Annotated in this window: 19 protein-coding genes; 11 read left to right on the top strand and 8 right to left on the bottom strand. The window is 72.4% G+C overall.

Going from position 1 to position 18,344, the window contains the following annotated elements:
• Positions 1 to 24 precede the first annotated feature (24 nt).
• The 4 genes from ACE1OA_RS09040 to ACE1OA_RS09025 form a co-directional block, all read right to left on the bottom strand.
• Positions 25 to 945, bottom strand: coding sequence for an amino acid ABC transporter permease (locus ACE1OA_RS09040; protein ID WP_356604301.1), 921 nt, complete (start codon positions 943 to 945; stop codon positions 25 to 27).
• Positions 942 to 1,589 (bottom strand): amino acid ABC transporter permease, encoded by a 648-nt coding sequence (locus tag ACE1OA_RS09035; protein WP_147976701.1) that lies wholly within the window; start codon positions 1,587 to 1,589, stop codon positions 942 to 944. The genes ACE1OA_RS09040 and ACE1OA_RS09035 overlap by 4 nt, the downstream gene beginning before the upstream one ends.
• Before the next feature lie 123 nt (positions 1,590 to 1,712).
• Positions 1,713 to 2,630: a glutamate ABC transporter substrate-binding protein gene (locus ACE1OA_RS09030; protein ID WP_356604299.1), complete on the bottom strand. Its 918-nt coding sequence runs from the start codon at positions 2,628 to 2,630 to the stop codon at positions 1,713 to 1,715.
• Between the two features lie 62 nt (positions 2,631 to 2,692).
• Positions 2,693 to 3,481, bottom strand: a complete 789-nt coding sequence (locus ACE1OA_RS09025; protein ID WP_356604297.1) for an amino acid ABC transporter ATP-binding protein — start codon at positions 3,479 to 3,481, stop codon at positions 2,693 to 2,695.
• Between the two features lie 274 nt (positions 3,482 to 3,755).
• On the opposite strand from ACE1OA_RS09025, the gene ACE1OA_RS09020 reads away from it, so the two are divergent.
• Together ACE1OA_RS09020 and ACE1OA_RS09015 are read left to right on the top strand one after the other, a co-directional pair.
• Positions 3,756 to 4,460: a response regulator transcription factor gene (locus ACE1OA_RS09020; RefSeq protein WP_356604295.1), complete on the top strand. Its 705-nt coding sequence runs from the start codon at positions 3,756 to 3,758 to the stop codon at positions 4,458 to 4,460.
• A gap of 18 nt (positions 4,461 to 4,478) precedes the next feature.
• A complete protein-coding gene (locus ACE1OA_RS09015; protein ID WP_384867741.1) occupies positions 4,479 to 5,876 on the top strand; it encodes a sensor histidine kinase in 1,398 nt (465 codons plus the stop codon).
• Between the two features lie 54 nt (positions 5,877 to 5,930).
• Here the strand turns inward: ACE1OA_RS09015 and ACE1OA_RS09010 are convergent, their stop codons facing one another.
• Both ACE1OA_RS09010 and ACE1OA_RS09005 read right to left on the bottom strand, forming a co-directional pair.
• On the bottom strand, positions 5,931 to 6,926 hold the full coding sequence (locus tag ACE1OA_RS09010) for a TAXI family TRAP transporter solute-binding subunit (protein WP_432754053.1): 996 nt from the start codon (positions 6,924 to 6,926) through the stop codon (positions 5,931 to 5,933).
• 356 nt (positions 6,927 to 7,282) lie between these two features.
• Positions 7,283 to 8,164 (bottom strand): LysR substrate-binding domain-containing protein, encoded by an 882-nt coding sequence (locus ACE1OA_RS09005; protein ID WP_356604289.1) that lies wholly within the window; start codon positions 8,162 to 8,164, stop codon positions 7,283 to 7,285.
• A gap of 103 nt (positions 8,165 to 8,267) precedes the next feature.
• On the opposite strand from ACE1OA_RS09005, the gene ACE1OA_RS09000 reads away from it, so the two are divergent.
• The 6 genes from ACE1OA_RS09000 (at position 8,268) to ACE1OA_RS08975 (ending at position 14,590) form a co-directional block, all read left to right on the top strand.
• On the top strand, positions 8,268 to 9,623 hold the full coding sequence (locus ACE1OA_RS09000; protein WP_432752615.1) for a four-carbon acid sugar kinase family protein: 1,356 nt from the start codon (positions 8,268 to 8,270) through the stop codon (positions 9,621 to 9,623).
• 4 nt (positions 9,624 to 9,627) lie between these two features.
• The gene (gene pdxA, locus ACE1OA_RS08995) at positions 9,628 to 10,725 is read left to right on the top strand and encodes a 4-hydroxythreonine-4-phosphate dehydrogenase PdxA (RefSeq protein ID WP_384867736.1); all 1,098 of its coding nucleotides are present in this window, start codon (positions 9,628 to 9,630) and stop codon (positions 10,723 to 10,725) included.
• A 379-nt stretch (positions 10,726 to 11,104) separates the two neighbouring features.
• Positions 11,105 to 11,767, top strand: coding sequence for a HisA/HisF-related TIM barrel protein (locus ACE1OA_RS08990; protein ID WP_384867734.1), 663 nt, complete (start codon positions 11,105 to 11,107; stop codon positions 11,765 to 11,767).
• Between the two features lie 101 nt (positions 11,768 to 11,868).
• Positions 11,869 to 13,401 (top strand): tRNA (N6-isopentenyl adenosine(37)-C2)-methylthiotransferase MiaB, encoded by a 1,533-nt coding sequence (gene miaB, locus ACE1OA_RS08985; RefSeq protein WP_432752614.1) that lies wholly within the window; start codon positions 11,869 to 11,871, stop codon positions 13,399 to 13,401.
• A 32-nt stretch (positions 13,402 to 13,433) separates the two neighbouring features.
• Entirely contained in the window at positions 13,434 to 13,763 is a 330-nt protein-coding gene (locus ACE1OA_RS08980; protein WP_432752613.1) for a hypothetical protein, read from the top strand.
• A gap of 119 nt (positions 13,764 to 13,882) precedes the next feature.
• On the top strand, positions 13,883 to 14,590 hold the full coding sequence (locus tag ACE1OA_RS08975; protein ID WP_432752612.1) for a class III extradiol dioxygenase subunit B-like domain-containing protein: 708 nt from the start codon (positions 13,883 to 13,885) through the stop codon (positions 14,588 to 14,590).
• A gap of 142 nt (positions 14,591 to 14,732) precedes the next feature.
• On the opposite strand, the gene ACE1OA_RS08970 is transcribed toward ACE1OA_RS08975, so the two are convergent.
• Positions 14,733 to 14,993, bottom strand: coding sequence for an antitoxin (locus ACE1OA_RS08970; protein WP_432752611.1), 261 nt, complete (start codon positions 14,991 to 14,993; stop codon positions 14,733 to 14,735).
• 58 nt (positions 14,994 to 15,051) lie between these two features.
• Complete coding sequence (locus ACE1OA_RS08965) at positions 15,052 to 15,453, bottom strand: hypothetical protein (RefSeq protein WP_432752610.1); 402 nt, start codon at positions 15,451 to 15,453, stop codon at positions 15,052 to 15,054.
• A gap of 183 nt (positions 15,454 to 15,636) precedes the next feature.
• On the opposite strand from ACE1OA_RS08965, the gene miaA reads away from it, so the two are divergent.
• From miaA to dapF, 3 genes are all read left to right on the top strand, one after another.
• Positions 15,637 to 16,575: a tRNA (adenosine(37)-N6)-dimethylallyltransferase MiaA gene (gene miaA / locus ACE1OA_RS08960; RefSeq protein WP_432752609.1), complete on the top strand. Its 939-nt coding sequence runs from the start codon at positions 15,637 to 15,639 to the stop codon at positions 16,573 to 16,575.
• Positions 16,576 to 16,683: 108 nt separating this feature from the next.
• Positions 16,684 to 17,148, top strand: a complete 465-nt coding sequence (locus ACE1OA_RS08955) for a hypothetical protein (RefSeq protein ID WP_356777508.1) — start codon at positions 16,684 to 16,686, stop codon at positions 17,146 to 17,148.
• Positions 17,149 to 17,443: 295 nt separating this feature from the next.
• Positions 17,444 to 18,328 (top strand): diaminopimelate epimerase, encoded by an 885-nt coding sequence (gene dapF, locus ACE1OA_RS08950; protein ID WP_386546362.1) that lies wholly within the window; start codon positions 17,444 to 17,446, stop codon positions 18,326 to 18,328.
• The last annotated feature ends 16 nt before the right edge of the window (positions 18,329 to 18,344 follow it).

The following is an 18,344-nucleotide window of genomic DNA, read 5'->3' as shown; positions in this document are numbered from 1 at the left end:
GCCCCCGGATGATGTCACATACTGTCAGTTCTTCGTGATGCCGGGCTCGTCGGCCGGGGCTTCGCCCGGCTGGGAGGGAATCTGCACGGCCTCGTTGGCACCCGCGAGCGTCGTGACGCCGGCCTCGGAGACGGCGATCCCGGTCTTGGCCCGGCGGCCCCGCTTCTCGATCCAGGTGGCGAGGGCGGAGAGCGCGAGACACATCGCGATGTAGATCGTGCCGATGACGACGATCGTGGAGACGTACGGGTACTGGCCGTTGACCTGTGTGTTGGAGGCGATCAGCCGTGCCGTCTGGAGCAGCTCCGGGTAGAGGATCACGAAGCCGAGCGAGGTGTCCTTCAGGGTGACCACCAGCTGGCTGATGATCGTGGGGAGCATCGCCCGGATCGCCTGCGGCAGCAGGACGGTGGTCATCACCTGGGTCTTGCTCATGCCCAGGGCGTACGCGGCCTCCCGCTGGCCCTTGGGCACCGCGTTGACGCCGGCGCGCAGCACCTCGGCCTGGACGCAGCCGTTGTAGATGGACAGGCCCAGCGCCAGCGCCCACATCGAGTAGTCGGTGAGGAAGCCGACCCAGACGGCGTAGATCGTGATCAGCAGCGGGATCGAGCGGAAGACCTCGATGAAGCCGGTGGCCGCCACGCGGATCGGCGCGTGGTCGGAGAGCCGGGCCACGGCCAGCAGCACGCCGAGGACGAGGGAGCCGACGGCGGCGAGACCGAAGGCCTTCAGCGTGGCGAGCACCGCGTCGGCGATGTTCTGCCGGATGCCCGCGTAGTTGAAGATGTCCCACATCTCGGGGGCGAGGTGCCCCTTCTCGTTCAGCCGGACGACGCTGACGGCGATCAGGGCGACGATGGCGACGCTGCCCAGCACGGCGAGGATCCGGTTGCGGACGCGCGCCTTGGGGCCGGGGGTGTCGTAGAGAACGCTGGCACTCATCGGGCGACCTCCATGCGGCGCTCCAGGAGACGGAAGATCCCGCTGATGGTGAACGTGATGACCAGGTACGCGGCGGCCACCCAGACGAAGATCGGGGCGATGGCGTAGCCCTGCTCGCTCATCAGCGTCTGCCAGCCGAAGAGTTCGGTGACGCTGAAGGCGCCGGCGATGGCCGAGTTCTTGGTGAGCGCGATGAAGATCGAGCTCAGCGGCGGCAGGACGGTCCGCGTGGCCTGCGGCAGGACGATCATCCGCAGCGTCTGCGCGAAGGTCATGCCGAGCGAACGGGCGGCCTCGGCCTGGCCGAGCGGCACCGTGCTGATGCCGGAGCGGACGGCCTCGCAGACGAAGGCGGAGGTGTAGAAGCCCAGCGCGAGCGAGCCGAGCACGAAGGGGCTCATCCCCGGGAAGAGGATCTCCGGGACCACGAAGAGCGAGATGAGGAAGAGCAGGGTCAGGGGAGTGTTGCGCAGCAGCGTGACCCAGAGGGTGCCGAAGTAGCGCAGAGGCGGTACGGGCGACACCCGGAAGCCGGCGACGACGACGCCGAGGAGCAGCGCGATGACCGAGCTGACGGCGGTGATCGACACGGTTCCGATGAAGCCGTCGCGGAACTCCGGGAAATGGTCGAGCAGTACGTTCATGAGGTCTCCGCGTCGGCGGTCGGCGTCCTACGGTCGAGGCGTGCCAAGGCTTACGGGCAGGGCATGCGGGCAGGGGGAGCGGCGCCCCGCACATCGGTACGGGGCGCTCGCCTCACCTGAGGATCAGTAGCGGTTGATCGCCGGCGGCTCGGTGTACGCGGAGCCGGAGAGGCCGAGGGTGGCCTCGTAGATCTTCTTGTACGTGCCGTCCTTGATGCGCGCGTCCAGGATGTCGTTGATCTTGTCGCGCAGGACCTTGTCGTCCTTGTTCATGCCGATGCCGTAGGGCTCCTCGGTGAACGGCTTGCCGACGACCTTGAGCTTGCCGGCGTTGGCGGCGGCGTAGCCCTTGAGGATCGAGTCGTCCGTGGTGACGGCGTCGACCTGCTTGGTGACGAGCTGCTGCACGCAGTCCGAGTACTTGCCGAGCTCGACGGTCTGGGCGCCGTACTCGGGCTTCTTGATCTCCTGCAGCGGGGTGGAGCCCGTGATCGAGCAGACCTTCTTGCCCTTGAGGGTGTCCGGACCGGTGATCGCGGTCTCGTCCTTGCGGACCAGGAGGTCGGCGCCGGCCTTGTAGTACGGGCCCGCGAAGCCGACGAGCGCCTTGCGCTTGTCGTTGATCGTGTAGGTACCGACGTAGTAGTCGACCTGGCCGGTGGAGATCGCCGTCTCACGGAGCTTGGAGTCGACGGTCTTCCACTCGATCTTGTCCGCGCTGAAACCGAGCTCGGCCGCGATCATCTTGGCGATCTCGATGTCGAAGCCGGACCGCTCCTTGGTGGCCTGGTCCTCGAAGCCGAGGTACGGCTGGTCGGCCTTGGAACCGAGGATCAGCTTGCCGCGCTTCTGGGCCTCCTTGAAGACCGGCGACTCCAGCTTCACGTCGGTGGCGACGGTGTACGTGGGCAGCTGGGGCGCGGTCTTGTCGCCGGGCTTCACGGCGGGCTTGTCGCCGGCGGAGCCCTCCTTGCCACCACACGCGGTCGCGGTCAGGGCGAGCACGGCGACGGCGACGGCCGCGGACTTGCGGAGCTTCATGGTGAACATCCCTTAGGTCGTGGGTTGTTGATCGGCAGGGTGAAGCATGCGGGAAGGCGCCGTCAGTGGTGCAGGATTTTCGACAGGAAGTCCTTGGCACGGTCGCTGCGCGGGTTGTTGAAGAACTCGTCGGGCGTGGCCTGTTCGACGATCTTCCCGTCCGCCATGAACACCACGCGGTTGGCCGCGGAACGGGCGAAGCCCATCTCGTGGGTGACGACGACCATGGTCATCCCGTCGCGGGCCAGCTGCTGCATGACCTCAAGGACCTCGTTGATCATCTCGGGGTCCAGCGCCGAGGTCGGCTCGTCGAAGAGCATGACCTTCGGGTCCATCGCCAACGCCCTCGCGATGGCGACGCGTTGCTGCTGTCCGCCGGAGAGCTGCGCGGGGTACTTGTCCGCCTGGGTGCCGACACCCACCCGGTCGAGCAGCGCGCGGGCCTTGGTCTCGGCCGCCTTCTTCTCCGTCTTGCGGACCTTGACCTGGCCCAGCATGACGTTCTCGAGCACGGTCTTGTGCGCGAAGAGATTGAAGGACTGGAAGACCATGCCGACGTCGGCGCGCAGCCGCGCCAGCTCCCTGCCCTCCTGGGGCAGCGGCCGGTCGTCGATCGTGATGGTGCCGGAGTCGATCGTCTCCAGCCGGTTGATGGTGCGGCACAACGTGGACTTGCCGGACCCGGAGGGCCCGATGACGACCACGACCTCGCCACGGGCGATGGTCAGGTCGATGTCCTGGAGCACATGCAGCGCGCCGAAGTGCTTGTTCACGTTGGACAGCACGACCAGGTCGCCCGCCGCCGCCGGTACGGCGTCTTCCGAGCCCTTGGTCACTGACACTCCGCTCATCGGCTTCTAGCTCCGTCCTCCTCGGTTGGCAAGGACACTAGGCACCCGGTGCGACGAGCGTCATCACATCTGAGCGGAAATTGAGGATAACGATCCGGCCGCAACCGGACACACTGGGTGAAGGGGACGGTGCACGGCGTACCGGCTCCATAACGGAAACCCGGGTGCGCCAGGGGGACACTTGACTGAGATGCCGCTGATCGGCGTTCATGCCAAGGTGCCCTGCTGGTAGACAGGGATCCACCACGAGATCACCGAGTTACGGAGGAGGGTCATGAGACTGCTGCTCGTCGAGGACGACGACCACGTCGCCGCGGCCCTGTCCGCGGTGCTCGCGAAGCACGGCTTCACCGTCACGCACGCCCGCAACGGCGAGGAGGCGCTCCAGGCGGTCCTGCCCGCCGCGCACGGCGAGCGTCCCTCGTACGGGGTGATCCTGCTCGACCTCGGTCTGCCCGACCAGGACGGCTACCAGGTCTGCGGCCGCATCCGGAAGCTCACCAGCACTCCGGTGATCATGGTGACGGCGCGTGCCGACGTCCGCTCGCGCATACACGGCCTCAACCTCGGTGCCGACGACTACGTGGTCAAGCCCTACGACACCGGCGAGCTGCTGGCCCGGATCCACGCCGTCAGCCGGCGCACCGCGAACGGCGACGAGGCCGGCTCCGCCGGCGACGAGGCCGCCCTGCGGCTCGGCGCCGTCACCATCGAGCTGCCCACCCGGCGCGTCAGCGTCGAGGGCGCCCCCGTCCAGCTGACGCGCAAGGAGTTCGACCTGCTCGCGCTCCTCGCCCAGCGGCCCGGGGTCGTCTTCCGCCGCGAGCAGATCATCAGCGAGGTCTGGCGCACCAGCTGGGAGGGGACCGGCCGCACCCTGGAGGTGCACGTCGCCTCACTGCGCTCCAAGCTGCGGATGCCCGCGCTGATCGAGACCGTGCGAGGCGTCGGCTACCGCCTGGTCGCCCCGGCCGCCTGACCCCCTCCGGACCACTTCGTGCGCACCCGCCTGCTTCCGCTGCTCATCGTCCTCATGGCCGGGGTGCTGCTCGCCCTCGGCTTCCCGCTGGCCGCCAGCCTCGCCGCCTCCGAGCAGCAGCGCGTGGTCGTCGACCGGCTCGACGACGCGGCGCGCTTCGCCGCCCTCGCCCAGTTCGTCCGCGAAACCGACCCCGGGATCGACGAACGCCGCGCCACCCTGGGCGGCGAACTGGCCAGCTACCACGACGTGTACGGCATCCGTACCGGCATCTTCTACCGCAACAACCGGTCCATGGCCGCCGCACCCGAGGACTGGGTCGTCCCCTACGAAGGGGAGGGCCGCCGGGCCTTCCAGGAGGCACTGCTCGGCCGCCGCAGCCACGATCCACCGCAGGTCTGGCCCTGGCAGGACGAGGCGAGGCTCACCATCGCCTCCCCGGTGGTGCGCGACGGCGACGTCGTCGCCGTCGTCGTCACCGACTCGCCCACCGGACAGCTGCGTTCGCAGATCCTGCGCGGCTGGCTGATCATCGTCGTCGGCGAGTTCGCCGCGATGCTGCTCGCCGTCGGCGCGGCGTTCCGGCTCACCGGCTGGGTGCTGCGCCCCGTGCGCGTACTGGACGCGGTCACCCACGACATCGCCACCGGCCGCATGAAGTCCCGCGTCGCCGCCGCCGGCGGCCCGCCCGAACTGCGCCGCCTGGCGCATTCGTTCAACGAGATGGCCGACAACGTCGAGGACGTCCTGGAGCAGCAGCGGGCGTTCGTCGCGGACGCGTCCCACCAGCTGCGCAACCCGCTGTCGGCGCTGCTGCTGCGCATCGAGCTGCTCGCGCTCGAACTTCCCGAGGGCAACGAGGAGATCGCCTCCGTCCGCACCGAGGGCAAGCGGCTCGCGCAGGTCCTCGACGACCTGCTGGACCTGGCCCTCGCCGAGCACGCCGACGCCGATCTGCGGCTCACCGACATCGGCGCCATGGCGTCCGAGCGGATCGCCGCCTGGCGTCCGCTCGCCGAGGAGAAGGGTGTCCGGCTGAGCGGCGAGGTCCGGGCGGCGGCCGCCTGGGTGGATCCGGTGGCCTTCTCCAGCGTCCTCGACGCGGTCGTCGACAACGCGCTGAAGTTCACCCCGGCCGGCGAGCGGGTCACCATGGCCGTGTCCCTCGCCGCCGAGACCTGCGCGATCGAGGTCGCGGACGGCGGCCCGGGGCTCACCCTGGAGGAGCTCGACCGGGTCGGCGACCGCTTCTGGCGCAGCGGCCGCCATCAGAACGTCAACGGGTCCGGCCTGGGCCTGTCCATCTGCCGGACGCTGCTGGCCGCGGGCGGCGGCTCCATCGGCTTCGCGCCGAACGAGCCGCACGGGCTGCGCGTGACGGTCACCGTGCCGAGGACGGCGCCGCAGGCGCGCTGAGGGGCGGCCCGGGGCGGGTGGACGGGCGGGCCGCACGGCGGGTGCCCGGAGCGGCTACGGCTTCACGGACCGGTAGTAGCGTCGCGCGCCCTCGTGGAGCGTCAGCGGATCGGTGTAGATCGCCGTGCGGAGGTCCACGAGCTGGGCCGGGTGCACCTGGTTGCCGATCCGGTCACGGCTGCCGATCACCGTTCGCGTGAAGCCCTCGACGAGGGCCGGGTCGGCGTCGTCCGTGGTCACGAGGAGGTTCGCCACCGCCAGCGTCGGCACCTCCTGCCCGTCCTGCGCCTTGCCGTAGGCGTCCGCCGGGATCACCGCGGAGCGGTAGTGGCGGTTCGACTCGCCGACGTCGTGGAGATTGGCCATCAGGGCTGCGTCCAGCGAGACCAGCCGCACCGGAAGACGCTGGGAGAGCGTCTGCACCGCCTGCGTGGGCAGACCGCCCGACCAGAAGAAGGCGTCCAGCCGCTTGCGCTCCAGCAGCTCCGGCATCGTGTCGATGCCCGCCGAGACGGGCTTGATGTCGCGGTCGAGCAGCCCGCCCGCCGCGAGCACCCGCTCGGCGATCAGCCGCACGCCCGACCCCTCCTGTCCGACGCCGACCCGCAGCCCGCGCAGATCGGCCACGGACTGTACGGCGGAACCCTTGGGGACGACGAGCTGGACGTAGTCGTCGTAGAGCCGGGCGCAGCCGCGCAGCCGGTCGAAGCCGGGCTTCCGGTCCCGCTGGTAGTGCGCCACCGCGTCGGCCGTGGCGATCGTGAAGTCGGCTTCGCCGGTGGCCACGCGCGCGAGGTTCTGCTGCGAGCCCTCGCTGTCGGCGAGGGCTATCGAGACGTCCGGAAGATCACGGGCGAGAGCCTGCTGCAGCAGCTCCCCGTACTTCTGGTAGACCCCGCTGGGCACGCCCGTACTGAACGTGACGCGGCCGCTCGGCGCCGGAGTACCGAAAGGAACCAGCCACCACACCAGCAGCCCGCAGACCACCAGAACCGCGGCCGAGACCTGGAGGACGCGGCGGCGGGTGGCACGGGAGAGCGAGGCGAGCATGGCGCGATCCTGCCAGCTCACCGCCTCCGATGGCCAGGCCCCGCCGCTCCGGCAGGGGACTCCGAGGCCGGAGCGGCGGCTCGATCGGAGGGCACGGCGGGGCGTGGACAGGAGGAGGGGCGGAGGTTCACGGGGGCGATCGCCCGATCACACCAGGTGCGGATCGGCGGGTACGGGCAGGGCGTCGCGCAGTACGTTCCGCAGCGCCCGGGCGGCGGGCGAGGCCGGTCCCTCCGTCCGCCGGGCCGGCGCGACCCGGCCCCGGGCGGGTGGCGGGTCGGCGGGCAGGCGGACCCGTCGGTTCGGACGGCCTGCTGCGTGCCCCACGCGTGGAGACGTCCGCCGCCGGGGGTGCGTCAGAGCTCACCCGCCTGATCCCGCAGCCAGCCGAGGAGCAGGGCGACCCGGTCGTCCTGCTCAGGTGGCCGCGGGCTCAGCAGGTGGTACCCGGTGCCGTCGGCCATGAGGCCGAACGGCGCCACCAGCTGGCCGTTGACGAGGTCGTCGTGGACCAGCGCGTAAGGGCCGATCGCGACGCCGACGCCCGCGACCGCGGCCTGGAGCGCCAGGTAGAAGTGCTCGAAGGTCTGCTGCGCGGCGCCCTCGACGCGCCGGCGGGTGAGCCGCTGCCAGTCGTCCCACGCACCCGGACGCGTGGCCGCGTGCAGGATCGTCACACCGGCGAAGCCCCGGGCTCCGGTGATCCGTTCGGCCAGCTCCGGGCTGCACACGGGGCCGATCCGCTCCAGGAAGAGCGGCGTCCGGCTCACCTGGCCGGGCACGGGGAAGTCGTCCCGGCGCAGAGCCACGTCGACGGTGTCCCCGTCGAAGGAGACCGGCCCGCCGCCCGCCGACAGGTGCACGGTGAGTCCCGGCACCCGCGCCGCCAGGTCGGGGAGCCGCGGGATCAGCCAGCGCATCAGTAGCGTGGGCTCGCAGGACAGCGCCAGCGGGCCGGCCCGCTCCCGCCGTGAGACCTCACGGGCCGCCGTGTCGAGTCGGTCGAGCGCGTCACGGACGGCGGCCGCCAGCCGGTGCGCCTGCGGTGTGGGGTGGAGAACCCGGGTCCCGCGCTCGAAGAGCGGGGTGCCCAGGGCCTTCTCCAGGTTCTGGATCTGCCGGCTGACCGCCCCGTGGGTGACGTGGAGCTCCTGGGCGGCACGGGTCATGCTCGCGTGCCGCACGGTCGCCTCGAAGGGGAGCAGGGTGTTCAGCGGGGGGAGGTCGGGCCAGCGCATGTGTGAAATCTACTCACGGATCAGGTGAGAAGGAATCGCTTGTCGGGGGGCTGCGGGGGCGCCAATGTGGAGGCGTCACCGACCGGCGGACCGAGGAGCACGCATGACGAGGAACGTACCGATCACCCGCATGAACAGGATCGTCGTCCTCGCGGACGACCTCACGAGCGCGGGGGACGGTGCCGCGCCGTTCCGCAGAGCAGGGCACCGGGCGCGGGTCCTGCTGCCAGGGCGGGTGGACGACGATGTGATCCCACCTCACGACGGTGAGGGGGTGGTCGCCGTCGACCTCGGCAGTCGGCTCCTGGGCTCGGCGGTGGCCGGGGCGCTGACCGAGCGGGCGGCGTCCGCCCACGCCGGGGCCGATCTGCTGATCAAGACGGTCGACTCCACGCTCCGGGGGCACATCGCGGCGGAGATCCGCGCGGCCCGCGAGGGCTCGGGGCGGCGCGCCGTCGTGATCGCGCCGGCCTTTCCGGCCGAGGGCCGGACCACGGTCGCCGGTGTCCAGCACGTGCGGGGCGTTCCGGTCCACGAGAGCGAGTTCGCCCGGGACCCGGTCCACCCGGTCGTCACCTCGGACCTCACCCTCCTGCTTCCCGAGGCCGAGGCCGTGGACGCGGGGGACCAGAAGGAGCTGGACCTTCTTCCCGAACTGCTCTCCAGGGGAGGGGTGTGCGTGTGCTCCGCTGTCACGGACGCCGATCTGGACCGGCTGGTGGCCGCGGTGCCCCGCCCGGGCGACGTGCTCTGGGTCGGCTCTCCCGGCCTCGCCGCCGCGCTGGCCCGTCACCACCCGCGAATCCCCGCAGCGGCCGCGCTTCCCCGACTTCCCGCCGCGCTAAGGCCGTTGGTGGCCGTTGGGAGCGCGCATCCCGCGACCCGGCGTCAGCTGGAGCGCCTGCGTACGCGCCCGGACGTGACGGCCGTCCACACCGGCTCCGATTCCGTTTCCGTCTCCGCTTCCGTTTCCGGCGTCGCCGGCGATGCGACCCCGAGTGTCGGCACCGGTGCGGACCCGAGATCGAGCGGTACCGATCCCGAAGCGGGCTCGGAGGCGTCGCGCGGTGCAGGGGATCCGGCCGCCGCCGTCGAGGCCCTGCGGCGTTCGGACGCCCCGGTCCTGGTCGTGCACACCCCGGACGGGCGGTGCGACCCGGCGGAGGCGGAGTCGCTCACCGACGAACTGGCCGTCGCGGCAGCGCGGTCGGCAGCGGAGGGACTCGCCGACGGACTGCTCGTGACCGGAGGCGAGACCGCCGCCGCGGTGCTCGCAGCCCTCGGCGCCACGGGCATCGAGTTGTTCGACGAACCCGAGCCGGGGATCGCCCGCGGCGCGCTGCTCGGCCCGCTGCGGATCCCCGTCCTGATCAAGGCAGGGGGCTTCGGCGACGAGGCCACGCTCGAACGGCTCACCCGACTGCTGATCGCCGGCGGCGACAGCACGGCGAAGGGGTGACCGCATGCGGACGCCGACCACACCCCTGGCCCTCACCATGGGCGACCCGAACGGCATCGGACCCGAGATCACCGTCAAAGCGTGCGCCGACCCCAGGCGCCGACCGCCCGTCGTCGTCATCGGCGATCCGGATGCCCTCGACCGAGCCGCCCGCACCACGGGCGTACGGCTCACGGTGCGACCGGTCGACACCGTGGCTGCCGCCGTCCACCGCCCCGGCGTCCTGGACGTCCTCGCCGAGGGAGTGCTGCCGCCGGACCTGAGGTCCGGCACCGTCGACGCCCGGGCCGGTGCCGCGTCCTTCCACTACGTACGTCGCGGGATCGAGCTGGCCCTGCGCGGTGAGGTCCGCGGCATCACGACGGCCCCGATCAACAAGGAGGCACTGAGACGAGCCGGGCTGCCCTACCCCGGGCACACCGAGATCCTGGCCGAGCTGTCGGGCACCGGCGACTACGCCATGATGATGGCCAACGGCGAGCTCCGGGTCGTCCTGGTCACCGTCCACCAGTCCCTGCGCACCGCACTCGACGCGCTCACCACGGCCCGCGAACTCGACATCGTGCGGCTCACCCACCGAACCCTTCGACGCGGCGGCATCGCCCGTCCCCGGATCGCCGTCGCCGCGCTCAACCCGCACGCGGGGGAGAACGGCCTCTTCGGCCGCGAGGACCTCGACATCATCGCCCCGGCGGTCCGCGCCGCCCGGAGCGAGGGGATCGACGCCTCCGGACCCTGGCCGGCCGACACCGTCTTCATGCGGGCCCGCGCCGGCGAGTTCGACGCCGTCGTCGCCCAGTACCACGACCAGGGCCTCATCCCCGTGAAGTACCTGGGCCTGGAACACGGCGTCAACATCACCATCGGCCTCCCGTTCGTCCGCACCAGCGTCGACCACGGCACCGCCTTCGACATCGCCGGCACGGGCACCGCCGACCACACCAGCCTGCTCACCGCCCTCCACCAGGCCGACGACCTCGCGGCGGGCGCCACCGTGCCGGAGACCGTCGATCCGGCCGAGGACCGGTCCGGCGCCCGGAGCCGTGCCGACGCCACGTCCGACGGCGCGAGCGCCCCGTCCGGCCCCCTGCCCGGCCGCTGACCGTCGGGCGGCGGCTGCCACTGCCCCTACCCCGGCCGCTGACCGTCGGGCGGCCGCCTCCTGCCGCGGCTGCGCCCGTCCGCGTCGCCGCACGCCTTCGCCACGTCGATCCGCACTCGTCCACCTGCGCCCGCATCCGCCCACGTGCGTGGGTCGCCGTCCCCGGCCCGCCTGCGCGCACCCGTACCCGTCCGCGTCGGACGGCAGCGCAGGTGTCCGGCGTACCCGCCCCGCCGCCACCCACGCCCATCCGCCGTCCGCCGCGGTCACCCGCCGCCACCCACGCCCATCCGTCCGCCGCGGTCACCCGCCGCCACCCACGCCCATCCGTCCGCCGCGGTCACCCGCCGCGACCCACGAAGGACCCGGAGACCGCCCCGTGGATTTCATCTTCATGCTCACCCGCGCCGACCGGACCGTCCCGGACTGCCTCGACGTACTCGAAGCCGTCGGCGACCTCGGCATCGGCCATATCGGCTTCAAGGACGTCGGCGTCGACACCGCGACCCTCGCCCTGCTCCACCGGCGCATCCGGGAACGAGGGGCGACCAGCTACCTCGAAGTCGTCAGCACCACCCGTGAGGAGGCCCTCGCCTCCGCGCGGACCGCGATCGACCTGGGTGTGGACCGGCTGATGGGCGGCACCTGGGTCGACGAGACCCTTCGCCTCCTCGCCGGGACCGGAATCGAGTACCTCCCGTTCGTCGGCGAACCCCTCGGCCATCCCACCCGCCTCGCCGGCACCCCGGAGCGAACCGCCGAGGACTGCCGCCGGGCGGAGGCGGCCGGCTGCGCCGGCGTGGACCTCCTCGCCCATCGCGCCACCGACGCCGACCCGCTCGACCTCGTCCGGGCCGCCCGTGCCGCGACCACCGGCCGGCTCGTCGTGGCCGGCGGCATCACCGACCGCGGCCAGGTCCGCGACCTCGCCGAGGCCGGAGTCGACGCCTTCACGATCGGCTCGGCCGCCTTCGCCGGCTCCCTGAGACCGGACGCGGGCACCCTCCGGGCCCAGCTCGCCGAGGTCGGCGCCTGGTGCTGACCAGGTCCCCGGGGCGCTCGCCGAGGCGTTGCCGCCCCTGAACCACGGCGGCGGGCCGTTCGTCGTCCGGGACGTCCCGGCGCCCCCCTTACCCTTGAGGGATGACCAGCAGCAGCGACCGGACCGGAGCAGTGGACGAAGTGGGCGTTTCTCGAACCTACGAAGTGCGCACCTACGGGTGTCAGATGAACGTCCACGACTCCGAGCGGCTGTCCGGACTGCTGGAGAACGCCGGCTACGTCCGAGCCCCCGAGGGCTCCGACGGGGACGCCGACGTCGTCGTCTTCAACACCTGCGCGGTGCGCGAGAACGCCGACAACAAGCTCTACGGCAACCTCGGCCGCCTCGCGCCGATGAAGACCACGCGTCCGGGCATGCAGATCGCCGTCGGCGGCTGCCTCGCCCAGAAGGACCGCGAGACCATCGTCAAGAAGGCCCCCTGGGTCGACGTCGTCTTCGGCACGCACAACATCGGCAAGCTGCCGGTCCTCCTGGAGCGCGCCCGCATCCAGGAAGAGGCGCAGATCGAGATCGCCGAGTCGCTGGAGGCGTTCCCCTCCACGCTGCCCACCCGGCGCGAGTCCGCCTACGCCGCCTGGGTCTCGATCTCCGTCGGCTGCAACAACACCTGCACCTTCTGCATCGTTCCGGCGCTGCGCGGCAAGGAGGAGGACCGCCGGCCCGGCGACATCCTCGCCGAGATCGAGGCCCTGGTCGCCGAAGGCGTCTCCGAGATCACCCTCCTCGGGCAGAACGTCAACGCGTACGGCTCCGACCTCGGGGACCGCGAGGCGTTCTCCAAGCTGCTGCGGGCCTGCGGGCAGATCGAGGGCCTGGAGCGGGTCCGCTTCACCTCCCCGCACCCGCGCGACTTCACGGACGACGTGATCGCGGCCATGGCCGAGACCCCGAACGTGATGCCGCAGCTGCACATGCCGCTCCAGTCCGGCTCGGACACCGTCCTGCGGGCCATGCGCCGCTCGTACCGACAGGAACGCTTCCTCGGCATCATCGAGAAGGTGCGGGCGGCCATCCCGCACGCGGCCATCTCGACGGACATCATCGTGGGCTTCCCCGGCGAGACCGAGGAGGACTTCGAGCAGACGATGCACACGGTGCGCGAGGCGCGGTTCGCCAACGCCTTCACCTTCCAGTACTCCAAGCGTCCCGGGACCCCCGCGTCGGACATGGAGGGGCAGATCCCCAAGGAGGTCGTGCAGGAGCGCTACATGCGCCTCGTCGCCCTCCAGGAGGAGATCTCCTGGGAGGAGAACAAGAAGCAGGTCGGCCGCACGCTGGAGGTCATGGTCGCGGAGGGCGAGGGCCGCAAGGACGGCACCACGCACCGCCTGTCCGGCCGCGCCCCCGACAACCGGCTGGTGCACTTCACCAAGCCGGAGTCCGAGGTCCGCCCCGGCGACGTGGTGACCGTGGAGATCACCTACGCCGCCCCGCACCACCTGCTCGCCGAGGGCCCGACGACCTCCGTGCGCCGCACCCGCGCCGGCGACGCCTGGGAGAAGCGCACGCAGGAAGCCGCCGCGAAACCGGCCGGTGTCCTGCTCGGCCTGCCTAAGATCGGCGTGCCGGAGCCGCTGCCGGAGGCCGCCGCGCCTGCCTGTGGCAGCCACTGACCGCGGGCACGACCGCACACGAGGGGGCCGGGATGGGGAAGTGGATCGTCGTCGCGCAGTACGGCAAGGGGGAGACGTACGTCACCGAAGTGGTGCGCCGGCTCACCGGTACGCGCGACGAGGCGCTCGAGGAACTGCGCGCCGCCACCCTCGCCTACGGGGCACCGATGCGTGAGAAGTGGCGCGAGGTGTACCGCTTCCCCGGGGGCGAGAGCTACCTGGTGATCGTCAAGGGTGCGGTGTCGCTGACGGAGTACAGGCTCGCCATCGCCGAGCAGGTCTGGGACTCGAACGACCCCGCGGTCGCGAAGACGGTCGCGGCCGCCGAGGAACTTCACCAGGACGCGCCGCCGGCGAGCTGACCCTTCACGGCCCGGCGGCGGGGGGAGGCACGCGGCCCTGGAACGACGCGTTCGGGGCCCCACCCGTGCCCCCTGCGGCGGCCCGCTCGGGCGCCCACCGTCGCAGTAGGCTGCGGATCATGCTTGTCGCCGCCGCCGTATGCCCCTGCCCCCCGCTGCTCGTGCCCGACGTCGCGACGGGGGCCGCACCCGAACTCGACGCCGCGCGCACCGCCTGTGCCGATGCCGTGGGCCTGCTCGCCGCGTCCCGGCCCGATCGCCTCTTCGTCGTCGGCCCGGCCGACGAGGGCGCCCGCGGCGTCTTCCCGGCCGGTTCTGCGGGGTCCTTCGCGGGCTTCGGCGTCGACCTCTCCGTCCGCCTCGGCGACGGTCCCGCCGGCGAGCGACCGCTGCCCGCTTCCCTCGCCGTCGCGGCCTGGCTCCTGGAACGCGCCGCCTGGACCGGCGCCCCGGTCGAGGGGCTCGGAGTCGGCGAGCCGCTGGAGGCGGCACGCTGCGCCGCGACCGGCCGCGAGCTCGCCGCCTCCGCCGAGCGGGTCGCCCTGCTCGTCATGGGCGACGGCAGCGCGTGTCGCACGCTCAAGGCCCCCGGCTATCTGGACGACCGGGCCGCGGGGTTCGACGCCGAGGCCGCGCGGGCGCTGGGCACGGCCGACACGGCCGCCCTGCTCGCGCTCGACGAGGACCTCGCGCACACGCTGAAGGTCGCCGGCCGCGCCCCCTGGCAGGTCCTGGCGGGCGCCGCCGCCGGCACCGGCCTCGACGGCCGCCTCCTGTACGAGGACGCCCCCTACGGCGTCGGCTACTTCGTCGCCGCCTGGTCCTGAGGACCGTCCCGTCCGGGACGGTCCGGGAGCCTCGCGGGGCTCCGGCACGCCCGGGCGGCACAACGCGGACGGCGGGCGACCGCGCAGCTCCGGGCTGCGCGGTCGCCCGCCGTGCGGACGGACGGTCAGGTGGTGCCGGGCCTCAGACGGTCGGCGGCGGCGTCGGGTTCGGGCCCCCGCCCGGGGTGCCGTCGTCCTTGTGGGCGATCCGGCCCAGGGCGTGCTTGGCCTTGTCGGTACCCGACTCGATCTTGTTGCTGTACTTGCCCTTGGTCTTCTCGTCGACCACCTTCGCGGCCTTGTCCAGGCCATGGTCGATCTTGTCCCCGTGCTGCTGCGCGAGGTCGGAGACCTTGTCCTTGGCAGGGGCGAGTTTGGCCTTCAGTGAATCCAGGAGACCCATGGGCCACCTTCCCTCCGGTGGGTCCGTCCGCCGAGTAGGGGCGAGCGGAGCCGTGTCGCTACGTGCGGGCGCTTTCGCCGGCCTCGTTGTCCGCGGCCTCCTCGGCCGACTGCTGCTTCGGGATGTCCACGACCTCGACGGCCTCCGGGGCCTCGGCGACGTCGCCGTTCGCCGTCCGGTCGACGGCTTCGGCCGACTCCCCGGCCCCGGCGGTGTCCGCGTGCCCGGACGGCTCCGCGGGCTCCTCCGCCGGCTCCTCGTCCGACATCCCGTACGCGTCCGTCCCGGCGTCCTCGAAGGTCTCGGAAGCGGCGCCGGAAGGCCGCGAGGTGACGTTCTCCGCCCCGGTCATCTCCTCCGCCGTCTCCTCGTCCGCCGTCAGAGTGACGGTCCGGTCCTCGTCCGTTGACGCCTCGGCAGCTTCCTTGCTCTTACGGCGAAACAATGCGAAAACGCCCATTTCCACTCCATAGCGTACTCGTGCGGGAGAAGCGCCGCGGCTCCCGGGGCGCTCCACTGCGCCACCCGGTGCAGCCGGTACGCGAAACCGGCGGGCGGAACCTCGCAACAGGCAACGAACCCGGATGCGGCTCGTCACGTCGCTCGTTCGAGGACCCGCCCGGACGTTTGCGAGACTGGGGCGGTGAGAAGTGCAGCTCCCGCCCCGCGGGTCATCGCCGTCGTCGGTCCCACAGCGGCCGGAAAGTCCGATCTGGGCGTTTTCCTCGCCCGGCAACTCGGCGGCGAGGTCGTCAACGCCGACTCCATGCAGCTCTACCGGGGGATGGACATCGGTACCGCGAAGCTGACGGTGGAGGAGCGCGGCGGCATCCCGCACCACCTCCTGGACATCTGGGACGTGACGGAGGCCGCCAGCGTCGCCGAGTACCAGCGGCTCGCCCGGGCCGAGATCGACCGGCTGCTCGCCGCCGGCCGCACCCCCGTGCTGGTCGGCGGCTCCGGGCTCTACGTGCGGGGCGCCATCGACGCACTCGAGTTCCCCGGCACCGACCCGGCCGTCCGGGCCCGCCTGGAGGCCGAGCTGGAGGAGCGCGGCTCCGGGGTCCTGCACGCCCGGCTCGCCGCCGCGGACCCCGAGGCGGGCCGCGCGATCCTCCCCAGCAACGGCCGCCGCATCGTCCGGGCCTTGGAGGTCATCGAGATCACCGGGAAGCCCTTCACGGCCAACCTGCCCGGCCCCGACTCGGTCTACGACACGGTGCAGATCGGTGTGGACGTGGCGCGCCCCGAGCTCGACGAGCGCATCACCACCCGCGTGGACCGGATGTGGGAGGCCGGGCTCGTGGACGAGGTGCGCACGCTGGAGTCGCGGGGGCTGCGCGAGGGGCGCACGGCCGCCCGCGCGCTCGGCTACCAGCAGGTGCTCGCGGCACTCGCGGGCGAATGCACCGAGGAGGAGGCGCGCACCGAGACCGTGCGCGCTACCAAGCGCTTCGCGCGCCGTCAGGACTCCTGGTTCCGCCGCGACCCGCGGGTCCACTGGCTCAGCGGAGCGGCAGATCACCGCAGGGAACTCCCCGGGGAGGCGCTGGCGTTGGTCGAACGAGCGGTTACAGCCTGATCACGTGATGGCATCGGGACGCACTGCCCGTCATTTCGGGGGGTGGGAGCGTGCCATCATCGAGCATCGATCGACCAAGTGGAGTCCGAGTGGGGAGGGCGCGTGGCGATGGAGGCCGGCCCTCGCGACACAGAGCAGCACGACGCGGTCCGGGGCGAAGCCCCGGGTGACGCGCCCGGTTTGACCCCGGACGGTCCCGACGACGCCCAGGGCTCGGCCGTCGAGATCGACCCGGGCGAGGTCGAGGTGGAACTGCGGCCCCAGCGTCGGCTGCGGATCTGGCAGCTCGCCCCCATCGTGGGCCTCGCCGCCGTCGGCTCCCTGATGTTCGCCTTCCCGCTCGCCTTCGGCTCGGGCGACGGCGGCGCCGTGGTCGCCATGCTCGGCCTGCTGATCAGCTGCTGCGCGGCGGGCTGGGGCATGATGGCCGCCCGCAAGGTCGGCTACACCTGGCCGGGCCTCCCGGCCCGGGGTTCGGGCGACCGCCCGAACTGGCGGGTCTTCACCCTCTACGTCTGCCTCAGCGCGCTCCTGGTCGCCCTCGCGGTCTGGCGCGTGGCGCGCCTGCGCTGAGCCTCCCGCCGGACGCGCGACCTCCGGGCCGGGCCTGCCGCGGCCGATGCCCGACCTCCGGGCCGCGCCTGCCGCGGCCGATGCCCGCCGTCCGGAACACGACCAGCCCGGCGGCACCCCGCTACCGGCCCCGCGGCCCACGCCGGCCCTCCCGGCACCCGGCCGGCGAGCCCACCCCGCCCCGCCCCGTGGTCCGCGCCCCTCCGCCCGGCCCGGCGGCGTGCCTGCCCCGCCCCCCGTTCCGCCCTTCGGACCCGCAGGGCCGCCGTCGTGGACGCCCCGTACAGTTGATCCCGTGACCAGCGCGCTGACCTCGCCCCTCGCATTCCTCAAGGGCCACGGGACCGAGAACGACTTCGTGATCGTCCCCGACGCCGACAACACCGTCGAGCTGCCCGCGGCGGTCGTCGCCCGGCTGTGCGACCGGCGGGCCGGGATCGGTGGCGACGGGCTGCTCCACGTGGTGCGCAGCGCCGCCCATCCCGAGGCCCGGTCCATGGCCGACGAAGCCGAGTGGTTCATGGACTACCGCAACGCGGACGGCTCCGTGGCGGAGATGTGCGGCAACGGCGTCCGCGTCTTCGCCCGCTACCTGGAGCACGCCGGACACGTCACCGCCGGCGAGGTCGCCGTCGCCACCCGGGGCGGGGTCAAGAGGGTCCACCTCGACAAGGACGGCTCCGTCACCGTCTCCATGGGCCGCGCGCGGCTCCCCGAGGACGGTGTCACCGTCACCGTCGACGGCCGCAGCTGGCCCGCCCGCAACGTGAACATGGGCAACCCGCACGCCGTCGCCTTCGTAGAGAGCCTCGACCACGCCGGCAACCTGTTCACTGAGCCCCCGTACGCCCCCGCCGGGGTCTACCCCGAGGGCGTCAACATCGAGTTCGTCGCCGACCGCGGCCCCCGCCACGTCGCCATGCGCGTCCACGAGCGCGGCGCCGCCGAGACCCGCTCCTGCGGTACCGGCGCGTGCGCCGTCGCCGTGGCCACCGCGCGCCGGGACGGCGTCGACCCGGCGCGGAGCGGCACCCCCGCCACGTACACCGTCGACGTCCTCGGCGGGACGCTGATCATCACCGAGCACCCCGACGGCGAGATCGAGATGACCGGCCCGGCCGTCATCGTCGCCGAGGGCACCCTCGACCCCGCCTGGCTCGCGGACGCCCCGACCGCCTGAACCTCGGCAGCCGGAC

This window comes from Streptomyces sp. JL2001 (assembly GCF_050917515.1).
Lineage (GTDB): Bacteria > Actinomycetota > Actinomycetes > Streptomycetales > Streptomycetaceae > Streptomyces.
The sequence above is the reverse complement of the archived record's forward strand: the minus strand, read 5'-3'. Positions and strand labels throughout refer to the sequence as shown.